The organism is Pontixanthobacter sp. (assembly GCF_049682855.1).
In the GTDB taxonomy this organism is placed as follows: domain Bacteria; phylum Pseudomonadota; class Alphaproteobacteria; order Sphingomonadales; family Sphingomonadaceae; genus Pontixanthobacter.
The window spans coordinates 287,081-299,595 of sequence record NZ_JBAUIK010000008.1; the positions used below are offsets into that span (position 1 = coordinate 287,081).

The 12,515-nt window shown below is 58.2% G+C and carries 9 protein-coding genes; 5 read left to right on the top strand and 4 right to left on the bottom strand.

Annotated elements, in window-relative coordinates:
• Nucleotides 1–107 precede the first annotated feature (107 nt).
• From clpA to WA922_RS05195, 4 genes are all read left to right on the top strand, one after another.
• Nucleotides 108–2,522: an ATP-dependent Clp protease ATP-binding subunit ClpA gene (gene clpA / locus WA922_RS05180; protein WP_424770605.1), complete on the top strand. Its 2,415-nt coding sequence runs from the start codon at nt 108–110 to the stop codon at nt 2,520–2,522.
• A gap of 90 nt (nt 2,523–2,612) precedes the next feature.
• Nucleotides 2,613–3,617, top strand: coding sequence for a ligase-associated DNA damage response exonuclease (locus WA922_RS05185; RefSeq protein WP_424770606.1), 1,005 nt, complete (start codon nt 2,613–2,615; stop codon nt 3,615–3,617).
• A gap of 79 nt (nt 3,618–3,696) precedes the next feature.
• Nucleotides 3,697–5,301: a cisplatin damage response ATP-dependent DNA ligase gene (locus WA922_RS05190; RefSeq protein ID WP_424770607.1), complete on the top strand. Its 1,605-nt coding sequence runs from the start codon at nt 3,697–3,699 to the stop codon at nt 5,299–5,301.
• A 51-nt stretch (nt 5,302–5,352) separates the two neighbouring features.
• Nucleotides 5,353–5,868, top strand: coding sequence for a DUF1993 domain-containing protein (locus WA922_RS05195; RefSeq protein ID WP_424770608.1), 516 nt, complete (start codon nt 5,353–5,355; stop codon nt 5,866–5,868).
• Between the two features lie 66 nt (nt 5,869–5,934).
• Here the strand turns inward: WA922_RS05195 and WA922_RS05200 are convergent, their stop codons facing one another.
• From WA922_RS05200 to WA922_RS05215, 4 genes are all read right to left on the bottom strand, one after another.
• The gene (locus tag WA922_RS05200; RefSeq protein WP_424770609.1) at nt 5,935–6,516 is read right to left on the bottom strand and encodes a gamma carbonic anhydrase family protein; all 582 of its coding nucleotides are present in this window, start codon (nt 6,514–6,516) and stop codon (nt 5,935–5,937) included.
• Nucleotides 6,513–7,076 (bottom strand): GNAT family N-acetyltransferase, encoded by a 564-nt coding sequence (locus WA922_RS05205; RefSeq protein ID WP_424770610.1) that lies wholly within the window; start codon nt 7,074–7,076, stop codon nt 6,513–6,515. The genes WA922_RS05200 and WA922_RS05205 overlap by 4 nt, the downstream gene beginning before the upstream one ends.
• Nucleotides 7,069–8,064: a porphobilinogen synthase gene (gene hemB / locus WA922_RS05210; RefSeq protein ID WP_424770611.1), complete on the bottom strand. Its 996-nt coding sequence runs from the start codon at nt 8,062–8,064 to the stop codon at nt 7,069–7,071. The genes WA922_RS05205 and hemB overlap by 8 nt, the downstream gene beginning before the upstream one ends.
• A gap of 71 nt (nt 8,065–8,135) precedes the next feature.
• A complete protein-coding gene (locus WA922_RS05215) occupies nt 8,136–9,788 on the bottom strand; it encodes a M23 family metallopeptidase (protein ID WP_424770612.1) in 1,653 nt (550 codons plus the stop codon).
• A gap of 290 nt (nt 9,789–10,078) precedes the next feature.
• On the opposite strand from WA922_RS05215, the gene WA922_RS05220 reads away from it, so the two are divergent.
• Nucleotides 10,079–12,508: a helicase-related protein gene (locus WA922_RS05220; RefSeq protein ID WP_424770723.1), complete on the top strand. Its 2,430-nt coding sequence runs from the start codon at nt 10,079–10,081 to the stop codon at nt 12,506–12,508.
• Nucleotides 12,509–12,515 lie beyond the last annotated feature (7 nt).

Below are 12,515 nucleotides of genomic sequence, written 5' to 3' on the forward strand. Positions count from 1 at the left end.
GGTTTTTTGCCCTCTTGCAAGCGGGTACTGTTTAGATCACGTTAACCATAAAACTGCATATTTGCTCAACACCCTACCCGCCTCCCCCTCTGCCGAAAGATTGTAGCATGCCTAGCTTTGCCCAGAACCTGGAAAAGACACTCCACACCGCGCTCACCCATGCGTCTGAAAGGCGGCATGAATATGCCACGCTGGAGCATTTACTGTTGGCGCTCATCAATGATGAGGATGCGATTCAGGTCATGGATGCCTGCGGGGTGGATGGCGCGGAATTGGGCGAAGTGGTGAAAACCTATCTCGACCAGGAATATCAATCGCTCCAGACAGAAGAAAGCGCCGATCCGCAGCCAACGGCAGGATTCCAGCGGGTGATCCAGCGGGCCATCCTGCACGTGCAGTCTTCCGGTAAGGACACTGTCACGGGTGCAAACGTGCTGGTTGCGTTATTTTCCGAGCGCGATTCCTATGCGGTCTATTTCCTGCAGCAGCAGGATATGTCCCGCCTCGACGCAGTCAGCTTCATCAGCCACGGCATCGGCAAGGGCGGAAAATCGGTTGATGGCAGCAAAACGCCGCAGGGCACCGAAGGTGTTCAAGGCGAAGACAAGGGCGCTGATGGCGGAAAGAAAGAAACCGCACTCGACCAGTTCACCGTCAATCTGAATGCCAAGGCTGAAAACGGCAAGATCGATCCGCTGATCGGCCGCGGACCCGAAGTCGACCGGACTGTCCAGATCCTGTGCCGCCGCAGCAAGAACAACCCGCTTTATGTCGGCGACCCCGGCGTTGGCAAAACCGCCATTGCGGAAGGTCTTGCCCGCAAGATCGTAGAAGGCGATGTTCCCGAAGTCCTGGCCGATGCGGTAATTTACTCACTCGATATGGGCGCATTGCTCGCAGGGACGCGGTATCGTGGTGATTTTGAGGAACGGCTCAAGCAAGTTGTCAATGAACTTGAGCAGATGCCGGATGCGGTGCTGTTCATTGACGAGATTCATACAGTTATCGGTGCCGGGGCGACCAGCGGCGGCGCGATGGATGCCTCCAACCTGCTCAAACCTGCATTGAGCGGAGGAACGATCCGCTGTGTTGGATCGACCACCTATAAGGAGTTCCGCAATCACTTCGAGAAAGACCGCGCATTGCTGCGCCGGTTCCAGAAAATCGATGTGAACGAGCCGACGATTGATGACACTGTCAAAATCCTCAAAGGGTTACGCAGCGCCTTCGAAGATCACCACAAAGTGAAATATACGCCCGACGCGCTGAAAACGGCGGTCGAGCTGTCCGCGCGCTATATCAATGACCGCAAATTGCCCGACAAGGCGATCGACGTGATTGATGAGGTCGGGGCGATGCAGATGCTGGTACCGCCAAGCCGCCGGAAAAAGAAAATCACCGCGCGCGAGATTGAACAGGTCATCGCGACGATGGCCCGTATCCCGCCAAAATCCGTGTCGAAAGATGACAAGAAAGCGCTCGAAAATCTCGACCGTGACCTGAAGCATGTCGTGTTTGGCCAGGATGAGGCAATTTCACGCCTTGCAAGCGCGATGAAGCTGAGCCGTGCCGGGCTTCGCGACCCGGACAAGCCCATTGGTTCGTTCCTGTTCAGCGGTCCGACCGGTGTGGGTAAAACCGAAGTCGCGCGCCAACTCGCCAGCATTATGGGTATCGAACTGAAACGCTTTGATATGTCCGAATATATGGAACGGCACAGCGTGTCGCGTTTGATCGGCGCCCCTCCCGGCTATGTCGGATATGATCAGGGCGGTTTGCTGACCGATGCGATTGACCAGAACCCGCATTGCGTATTGCTGCTCGATGAAATCGAGAAAGCGCACCCCGATCTGTTCAATATTCTGCTTCAAGTCATGGATAATGGCCGCCTGACCGATCATCACGGCAAAACGGTCGATTTCCGTAATGTCGTTTTGATTATGACCACCAATGCCGGTGCCTCCGATATGGCGCGTAGCGGTATCGGCTTTGGCGATGTGTCGAAAGCCGATGCCGGAACCGAGGCAGTGAAGAAGATGTTCACTCCGGAATTCCGCAACCGTTTGGATGCGATTGTTCCATTTGCCTATCTTGGCACCGACACAGTCAGCCGTGTGGTCGACAAATTCATCCTGCAACTGGAATTGCAGCTGGCCGATCAGAATGTGCACATCCAGTTCGATACGGATGCCCGCGCATGGCTGGCGGACAAGGGGTATGATAAACTCTACGGTGCCCGCCCAATGGGCCGATTGATCCAGGATAAGGTCAAGCAGCCTCTTGCGGAGGAATTGCTGTTCGGTAAGCTGGTTGATGGCGGCGAGGTGCATGTGACGGTGAAAGACGGAAAACCATCTTTCGAAGTTACGCCCGCGCCGCCAAAATCTACCCCCAAGCGCAAACCGCGCAAAAAACCGGCTGCGAAGAAAGCCGCACCGAAAAAGCCGGACGCCGGTGCCGACGAAAGCGCAGGCGAAAGCGCAGGCGAGAGCGCGGACGGGACGGCTGGTGACAAGAGCTAAACGCTCCTGAATCAAATATTAAGAGGCCATATTGCTGCAGCGCAGGGCACGAACCGGGAACGGTTCGTGCCCTGTTTTCATTCTAACTTCATGAGCGCCGACTTCTCCTGGATACAGCCGCACCCGCACGGTATATATGTGGCCCCTGCTGATTGCTGGGTTGATCCATCGCGCGCGGTTGATCATGCGCTGGTGACGCACGGCCATGCGGATCATGCCCGCGGCGGGCATGGCACGACTGTGGCCACTGCGGAAACGCTGGCAATCATGAAGTTGCGCTACGCAACAGATGACGGCGCGACGCCGGTTGCTTACGGGGAAACTGTCGCATTACCGGGCGGAGTCAGTGCAACCTATTTGCCAGCCGGTCACGTCTTGGGTTCGGCACAAATCCTGCTGGAACATGCGGGGGAGCGGGTTATTGTTACCGGCGATTACAAACGCCGCGCTGACCCCACCTGCCCGGAATATGCGGTCACGCCGTGCGATATTCTGATCACAGAGGCGACATTCGGCCTCCCGCTGTTTATCCACCCGCCGATTGCCGGAGAAATTGCCAAGATCACAGACGCTCTGGCGGCACATCCTCACCGCTGCGTACTCGTCGGAGCCTACGCATTGGGGAAGGCGCAGCGAGTGATTGCCGAGTTGCGAGCGGCAGGCCACTCAAATCCCATCTATCTGCACGGCGCGATGGAGAAAATGTGCAGGCTGTATGAAGAATACGGTGTTTGTCTCGGCGACCTGCGGCTGGTCGCAGGAACTGAAAAAGATGCGATGCGCGGTGCGATTGTCATCTGCCCTCCATCTGCGCTCAACGACCGCTGGTCGCGGCGTCTGCCGGAACCTATTACCGCGATGGCTTCGGGCTGGATGCGGGTTCGCCAGCGCGCGCGGCAACGCAATGTCGAATTGCCGCTGATCATATCCGACCATTCGGATTGGAACGAGCTCACCCGGACCATCACTGAAGTGAACCCGCAGGAAAGCTGGATCACTCACGGGCGGGAGGACGCATTGCTACGCTGGTGCGAACTTAACCAGCGTAAAGCGCGCGCGCTTGCCATGATCGGCCGCGAGGATGACGATGATTAGACCGCCCTTTGCCTCACCTCAACGCGGTGGGTCCATCGGCAGTTGCGGTGATCATTCCGACAAAGGCGGAGCCTGAACGGTGGACAGCTTCGCTGCCCTGTTGGATATGCTGGTATTCACTCGCAGTCGCAACGAGAAATTGCGGCTGATTTCCGAGTATTTACGCCAGACCCCCGATCCTGACCGTGGTTGGGCGCTGGCGGCGCTCACTGATGGTCTTGATTTCAAAGCGGTCAAAAGCGCGACCATTCGAACGATAATGAAGGACCGGATCGACCCTGTACTGTGGTCACTCAGCCGAGATTTCGTTGGCGACACGGCGGAAACGGCGAGTCTGCTGTGGCCTGATCCTATCACTCAAGCAGCTGATCCTCCCAGCGTGACCGAAGCGGTCGATCTGCTCCACACTATGACTCGCCAAAGCGTGATCAGGGATCTGCCGCGTTTGCTTGATAGGCTCGATTCCTCAGGGCGGTATGCATTGCTGAAAATGGCAACGGGCGCGATGCGGATCGGCATATCGGCACGGCTGGGCAAGACAGCTTTTGCACAGGCTTTCGATGTGTCGGTCGATGATGTCGAGGAGTATTGGCACGCGCTCTGCCCGCCTTTTGCGGATCTCTTCGCCTGGGCGGCTGACGATGCGGACCCCCCAGACACAGACAATATCCCTTTATTTCGGCCATTTATGCTGGCCCACCCGCTCGAAGAAACCGTCATATCGATGGACGATTACGCTGCCGAATGGAAATGGGACGGTATCCGTGTGCAAATGGTGCATGTCGGCGGCGAGACGCGGGTCTATTCACGCTCGGGCGATGATATCTCAGCCACCTTCCCCGAGCTGGTTGAGGCTTTGCAGATACCAGCGGTGCTCGACGGCGAATTGCTGGTCCGCGGCAATGTCCAGGGCGGAGATAGCGGCGGCGCGGCCAGCTTTAACGCATTGCAGCAGCGTTTGGGCCGCAAAACCGTGAGCAAGAAAATGCTTGCCGAAGCGCCCGCCTTTGTTCGCCTTTACGATGTCTTGCTGTCAGATAGCGAAGATGTACGGCGCCTCGGCTGGGAAGACCGGCGCAAACGGCTGGAGGCGCTAATGCCGCGCCTTCCCGCAAGCCATTTCGATATATCCAGCATAGTCGAAGCGAGCGACTTTGCCGAGCTCGCCAAAATTCGCGAAGGTACACGCGATGATGCAATCGAAGGGCTGATGCTCAAACGCCGTGACGCACCCTATATTGCTGGCCGTAAGACAGGGCTATGGTATAAATGGAAACGCGATCCGTTGCTGATTGATTGTGTTCTGATGTATGCCCAGCGCGGCAGCGGCAAACGGTCCAGCTTCTATTCCGATTACACATTCGGATGCTGGAATGGTGACCCGGATGCGGGCGGCAGCGGCGCAGAGCTGCTCCCCGTAGGCAAAGCCTATTCCGGTTTCACCGACGCCGAATTGAAAAAGATCGACCGGCATGTGCGGCAGAACACGGTGAACCGGTATGGGCCGGTACGTGAAACTGACAAAAGCCTCGTCTTTGAAGTGGCCTTTGACAGCGTCCATGACAGCAAGCGGCATAAATCGGGCCTCGCCATGCGGTTCCCGCGTATCCACCGCATCCGGTGGGACAAGCCCGCGCATGAGGCCGACCGTATCGAAGCATTAAGGGCGCTCATCAGCAATTGAGTTGTGTGCTTGAACACGCGGCGCTACCTCCTTTTTTGCAGGAGAGCCTCGATGACATTGTTTGATGATGCAGTACCCGTCTATCGCCGCAGCTTAACGACCTTATCGGCCATGCTGACCAAGGCTGAGGCTCATGTCAGCGGGGATGCTCTGCTGGACGCTAAACTGGCGGACGATATGCATCCGCTCGCTGTCCAGTTACGATTTTTATCGAACCAGCCGGGCGTGGCGATCGAACGCCTTACCAATCGCACGTTTACATCGCGCAATGATGCCGAAACAACATTGGCATCGGCGAGGTCCGTGCTGGCCGAAATGGACGATTACCTGGGCGGCGTCTCTGCGGATGAGTTGATCGATGCGGCGACCACCATCGTAGTGGCCATTCCCAACGGGATCGAATTCACCATGACGGCAGAACAATATGTGCGTGATTGGTCGCTGCCAAATTTCTATTTTCACTTGAGCATGGCATATGCCATCTTGCGCCATGCGGGTGTGCCCTTGGGCAAAGCGGATTTCGTGCCGCATATGAACCGTTATGTGACCAGGATGCCCACGAGCTAGCCGAAGCTGGCCAGGTGGTTTTGCCCACCCGATGTTGCGCCGCGCGACATCTGGCCGCGCTATGGATCAGCTTGTGTCCGCCTCGGCAATGGCGGCAGCGTGCAGCTTCGCGTTTTGGGTATAGTGCGTCACACCCGCCTGCATGCCCGCTATTGCCGGGGCGGGCAGATCGCGCAGGAATTTTGCGGGCCGCCCCGCCCATAATTGACGCGGCTCCATCACTTTGCCTTCGGTCAGCATTGCTCCGGCGGCGAGCATTGCATCACTACCGACCCGTGATTTGTTCATCGCAATCGCGCCCAGGCCCACAAAACCGCGATCCTCAATCGTGCAGCCGTGGATCATCGCCATATGGCCGACCAGCACATCATCGCCGATGACCGCCGGATTGCCATCAGGATCACCGGGGCGCGGCGGATCGCAATGAACGATTGTGCCATCCTGAATGTTGGTCCTTTCCCCGATACGGATCGTGAACACATCGGCGCGCAGCACGCAATTATACCAGATCGAGGAATCTGCCCCGATCTCAATATCACCGATCAACACGCAGCCCGGGGCGACAAACGCACTATCGTGAATTTTCGGGCTATTGCCGTGTATAGGAATAATTGTCACGCCTGGCCGTGCCGCCGATTGAATGCTCATACTGTCTGTTCCCATTCTGCCCGGTCGATCGAATAAACAATAACCGTATCTGTCCCAAAGTCGCTGTTTTCAAAATCAAGATCGTCGCGTCGGCGCATGCCCAGCCGTTTCATCAAGCCCCAGCTGCCAGTATTCGGCGCGACAGTGAGTGCGATAATATAAGGCGCGCCAAAGCTTTCAAAGCCAAGCCTAAGGCTCGCTTGCGCAGCTTCTTTTGCATAACCATGGCCCCACGCATCTTCGCGCAGGCGCCAGCCAATCTCATGCTCGCCCATAGGGCCGCCCGGCTGGTTGGACATTTTGAGCCCGCAGAACCCGATAATTTCGCCAGCAAGATGCCCGCCATCCACTTTCCGCTCCACCACCCAAAAGGTGAAGCCATTGTTGCGGCTATATCCCTCCAGCCGATCACGCATCCATTGCTGCTTGGCAGTGTCCAGAACTCCGCCGAGCCACTGCATAACGGCTGGCGTGTTGGTATGGCGCAGAAATTCGGGCCAATCTTCTTCACGCCAATCGCGCAAAATCAGCCGGTTGGTTTCGATAATCAGATCACCCATTGAGCAAACGCGCGGCGTCCTGCGCGTGATAGGTCAATATGCCGCTGCACCCTGCCCGCTTGAAGCTGGTCAGCGTTTCGAGCACCAGAGCGTCGCGGTCCCCCGCACCCGTCGCAGCAGCCGCTTCGATCATCGCATATTCGCCGCTCACCTGATAGGCAAAAGTCGGCACTTCGAACCGCTCCTTCACCCGGCGGACAATGTCGAGATAGGGCAGGCCCGGCTTGACCATCACGCTATCAGCGCCTTCGGACAGATCCAGCGCCACTTCGCGCAGAGCCTCTTCCCCATTGGCGGGGTCCATCTGGTAGGATTTCTTATCACCCTTAAGCAAGCCGCCAGAACCAACCGCATCGCGAAACGGCCCATAAAAAGCTGACGCGTATTTGGCGGCGTAAGCCATGATCTGCACGTTGACATGGCTGTCCGCTTCCAATGCGCGGCGAATGGCGCCGATCCGGCCATCCATCATATCGGACGGCGCGATAATATCTGCTCCTGCCGCTGCCTGATTGAGTGCCTGCCCGGTCAAAACATCAACCGTCGGATCATTCACGACATAGCCCGCATTATCGAGCAGACCGTCCTGGCCATGAACGGTGTAAGGGTCGAGAGCCACATCGGTGAGAATACCGATATCGCTGCCGCATCTATCGCGAATGGCGCGGATGGCGCGGCACATGAGATTGTCCGGGTTCAATGCCTCTGCGCCGTTATCGCTGCGCCGGTCGGGCTGCGTATTGGGAAACAGAGCAATACACGGAATACCCAAAGCGGCAGCTTCCTTGGCGCGGGCTGCAATGTGATCCACCGACCAACGCGACACACCCGGAAGCGAGGCAACGGGTTCCTCAACCTGGGTGCCTTCTGTCACGAATAGCGGCCAGATGAAATCTGCCGGAGTTAAATGTGTCTCTCGGTGAAGCGCGCGGCTCCAACCAGCTGCTCGGGTCCGCCGCAAGCGGGTGTCGGGAAATTGGCCTGTCATCTGGCAAGCTGTGCCGCAAATGCGGGCGTACTTCAATCAGGCTGGATAATATTGAACAAAACGCAGAACAATCAATCAACCTGCTTTGGCTGTTCCAATTTATCGATCTCCCGCACCGGCTCCGCATTGACTGGCGCGTCGGGTGCAATATCCGCAAGAGCCTCACCCGCTTCGACCAATTTCAACGCCGCCAGAGCGGCACGGAATTTGCGCAATTCGTCACCGGACAATTGCGCGCGGGTCACAAAGTTGACCGAGGCGGGGTTCACCGCCCGGCCGTTGCGATACATTTCATAGTGCAAATGCGGCCCGGTCGAAAGGCCGGTGGATCCAACATAGCCGATCACTTGCCCGCGGCGCACCGATTGACCGCGCCGAACAGCCATCCGGCTCATATGGCAATAGCGTGTCGCCATGCCGCCTCCATGATCAAGCCGTACCGCATTGCCACAGCCGCCCATACGTCCCGCCCCGACGACGCGGCCATCTGTCACCGCCGCAATCGGCGTGCCATGCCGCGCGCGGAAATCCATACCAGAATGCATCCGCCGATAACCCAGGATCGGGTGACGGCGCATCCCGAAACGGGAACTGATCGGTCCGGGCACGGGCGCAACCAGGCCGCTGCGCTGTTCCCCGACACCCGATGCCTCGTAAAACCGCCCGTCATTGCCCCAGCGCATCAATTGAACTTCAGACCGCGCGCCGCGATCAATACCGGCATACAGCAATTTTCCCGCCTGGCGCTCACCAGTGGCGGCGCGGCGATGCGAAATGATTATATCAAACGTGTCCGTCGCACGGACGGTACGGTCCATATCAACCTGATCACCCAACGCTTTGAGGTATTGCTGCACAGCACTGGCAGGCGCGCCTGCGGCGCGGGCGGACCGGTACAGGCTGTTTCCTACCGTGCCGCGAACACGCAGCGGCGTATCATCGACAGTAATCGGGATACGTTTGAGTGACAGATTGCCATCAACCCGCTCGATTTCCAGCGCAAGGTCAAACCGTGCCCGAAAGTTCAGCGCATCCAAAGGCCGCGCCGCGCCGGCTTCGGGGCGGCGGCCAAGCGTAATATCGACCTGCGTTCCAGGCTCGATATCACCGAGGCTCATGGCGCGGGAGATGAGCTCGTTGACCCGCCCTGCATCGCCCGATCCCACTCCGGCACGTTGCAGCATTCGGGTGAAGCTGTCCCCTCGGGCCAGCGTGGCCAGAACATCCAGCCGGGGCCGCTCCGGAGCGTTTTGTAAGGGAATCACAGACGCTGTCGCCCCCATATGTCGGCCGCTATCTCCGCCCAAGGCAAGTGGCAGGATCATTTGGCTGCGAAATTCGTCGCGCACCCCATCATCCACATCCATCGCCGGGGCGGCTTCCAAAGGAGAAAAGTCCGGCCACATCGCCAGTGCCGCAACCGATAGAACCGCCAGAGTTCCTGCGCCGCGAAACCAGCGCATACTGCCAATGCTGTCCGCCAAATCTGGCGCAAGATCCATCGCGTGAAATTTTTCCGAGGCCGAGAACCGCCATTCACCCAATTTTTCACCGATGCTGCGTGCGCGGCGGATGACGGCGGGCTGCGTGGCCTGATCGTCACGGATGACCTGCTCATGGGTCAGAACGGCCATGCGCCAATCCTCGGCCTCTGACCAGTTCGCGTCAGGCACGTCATCGTATAACGCATCGCCGACAATACTGTCACTGCGCGGATTGTCCAACGCGGTCTCCTATATCCAATGCGCTTATGCCAGCCCTGACGGCATGCGTCACTGACGCAGGCGGGTCATTTATGAAGCATTCCATAAAGAATCAAAGTTAACATGGGTCAAAGATGTGCGGGTTTTTGCGTTGAATACGCCGGACGGGTGATCGCTTGCGATGAACGGTTGCGGCGAAGCGGCGTGAATGCCACATTCACGCAGTGCCCCATCGCTCTCATGCCTCAACACCTGTCAAAGCCGTTTTGGGCCCTACCAATACTGGCAAAACGCATCTCGCGATAGAGCGGATGTGCGCCCATTCCAGCGGGCTTATGGGATTCCCGCTCCGCCTGCTGGCGCGTGAGGTGTATGACCGGGTTGTCACGATCAAGGGCGAGGCGCAGGTCGCGTTGATAACCGGTGAAGAGCGTATCGAGCCGCCCACGGCGCGCTATTTCTGCTGCACCGCCGAAGCCATGCCGTCCGATGGCGGCGGGCATGCCTTTGTCGCTCTGGATGAGGCGCAATTGGGCGGCACCCATGAACGCGGTCACATTTTTACCGACCGGTTGCTGCATGCGCGAGGGCGGGAGGAGACGATGTTGCTGGGTGCATCCACTCTGGCACCGATTATCCGCTCGTTGATCCCGGAGGCCGAAATTACCGAACGGCCACGCTTTTCAACACTGACCCATATCGGCCCGCGCAAATTGTCCCGCTTGCCCCCGCGCAGCGCCATTGTCGCATTTTCGGCAGAGCAGGTCTACGCCGTTGCAGAAATGCTGCGGCGGTTCCGCGGCGGATCGGCAGTGGTAATGGGCGCGCTCAGTCCGGAAACACGGAACCGTCAGGTGGACTTGTTCCAGTCGGGCGAGGTCGACTACATCGTCGCGACCGATGCAATCGGAATGGGCCTCAATCTGGATGTCCGCCATGTCGCCTTTGCATCATTGGTGAAGTTTGACGGAATGCGGCAGCGGCGGTTGATCCCATCGGAAATGGCGCAAATTGCCGGACGGGCGGGGCGCCATCAAACCGACGGGACATTCGGCGTCATGACAGGCGGGAAGGATGGAGAACCCGCAGAATTTTCCGAAGAAGACATCTATGCCATCGAAACGCACCGTTTCGCGCCCCTGACCCAGTTGTTCTGGCGCGATTCTCGGCCGCGCTATCATTCGCTTGCGACATTGATAGCCGATCTGGAGCGTATTCCGCACGAGCGTGAATTGTCCCTCGCACCCGAATCGATTGATCTGGCTGTGCTAAAGCGCCTGTCGGAAGAACCCCTCGCACAGGATATTCGCGGCGCCGGTGCGGTACGGCGTTTTTGGGAAGTGTGTTCTTTACCTGATTTCCGCCAGCAAGGCGCGGAAACGCATTCACGCTTTGTCGCGCGTCTGTGGCAGGATTTGCGCGGCGGTTATCTGGGTGCTGATTACGTTGCCGCGCGGATTGCCGAACTGGATAATGTCCAGGGTGATATTCATACGCTGCAGGGGCGGATTGCCGCGATCCGCAGTTGGGCGTATATCTGCCAGCGGCCCGATTGGGTTCTGGCGCGCGATGAAATGGCATCCAGAGCGCGCGCCGCAGAGGCCAAGCTGTCCGATGCCCTGCATGGGCGGCTGACGGAAAGATTCGTGAACAGAAGGACTGCTATCCTGATGAAAACACTGGGCCAGGACCCTGCCTTATTGCCTGTAACATTGACCGAGGATGGCGCGCTGTGCGTGGAAGACGAACCCATCGGTAGAATAGAGGGTTTCCGTTTCACCGTCGATAAGGCGGCCAATCATGCAGACCGCAAAATGCTTCTTTCCGCGGCTGAAAAGGCGTTGCCGCGAATATTGGGCATCAAAGCGCGGGCATTGATCGATAGCGGATGCGAAGGACTGGAGATCGCCAAAGGCGCAATCTGGCAGGAGCGTCAGAAAATCGCGATTGTCGAAACCGGATCGTTTCCGGCACAGTTGAAAATACGCCCGGCACAGGACCTTGCACTGCTACATGATGCAGATCGTGACGCTCTGGTCGGCGCCTTGCAAAGGTGGCTCAAGGCAAAAACAGCCGCGCTCGATCCGCTGTTGAAAATGGAAGAGGCCACGCAAGATGCCGCCGCTGGATCGCAAGCCCGTGCATTGCTGCTAACGCTGATTGCCGGGCACGGCTATGTCACGCGTGAGAAAGCGGGCCTTGAACATTTGCCAAAAGACATGCGGCCATTTCTGCGCCGTCTGGGCGTCACTTTCGGTGCGCTCGATATTTTTGCTCCCTTGCTGCTCAAACCGGCACCGCGCCAGTTGCTGCATGCGCTCGGTATGGATCGCAGGCCGCTGCAAACAGCGATGATCCCGGTTATTGAAGGCAGCGGCCGGCTTCCGTCGGGCTATCGCTCGGCGGGCACGCAGTTCATCCGCATCGATATCGCTGAAAAAATCCTGAAAACTGCGCATGAAGCGCGCAGCAAGATAGCTCCCAAGGGCAAAAACCGCCGGTTTCGTTTAGACCCCGCTTTGGCGGTGTCCACGGGCCTGACGCCCGATAGCTTTGAAAAATTGTTAGGCGCAGGCGGTTTCCGGCTACATCCTGCACGCAGGCTGGCAAATGGGGCATCTGGCCCGCCGGCGCCGCCACAATGGCAATGGCGTCCCGCACGCCGCAAGCCGCCGCGCGCCGCCCCTGCCAAACCTGCTGCCGGCAACGCGTTTGCTGGATTGGCAGATCTGGTCCGGTGAGCATAAC

Excerpts from the sequence above, each read along its gene's own strand:
- clpA (WP_424770605.1), top strand. The coding sequence starts at position 108 with ATGCCTAGCTTTGCCCAGAACCTGGAAAAGACACTCCACACCGCGCTC.
- WA922_RS05185 (WP_424770606.1), top strand. The coding sequence starts at position 2,613 with ATGAGCGCCGACTTCTCCTGGATACAGCCGCACCCGCACGGTATATAT.
- WA922_RS05195 (WP_424770608.1), top strand. The coding sequence starts at position 5,353 with ATGACATTGTTTGATGATGCAGTACCCGTCTATCGCCGCAGCTTAACG.
- WA922_RS05200 (WP_424770609.1), bottom strand. The coding sequence starts at position 6,516 with ATGAGCATTCAATCGGCGGCACGGCCAGGCGTGACAATTATTCCTATA.
- WA922_RS05205 (WP_424770610.1), bottom strand. The coding sequence starts at position 7,076 with ATGGGTGATCTGATTATCGAAACCAACCGGCTGATTTTGCGCGATTGG.
- hemB (WP_424770611.1), bottom strand. The coding sequence starts at position 8,064 with ATGACAGGCCAATTTCCCGACACCCGCTTGCGGCGGACCCGAGCAGCT.
- WA922_RS05220 (WP_424770723.1), top strand. The coding sequence starts at position 10,079 with ATGTGCGCCCATTCCAGCGGGCTTATGGGATTCCCGCTCCGCCTGCTG.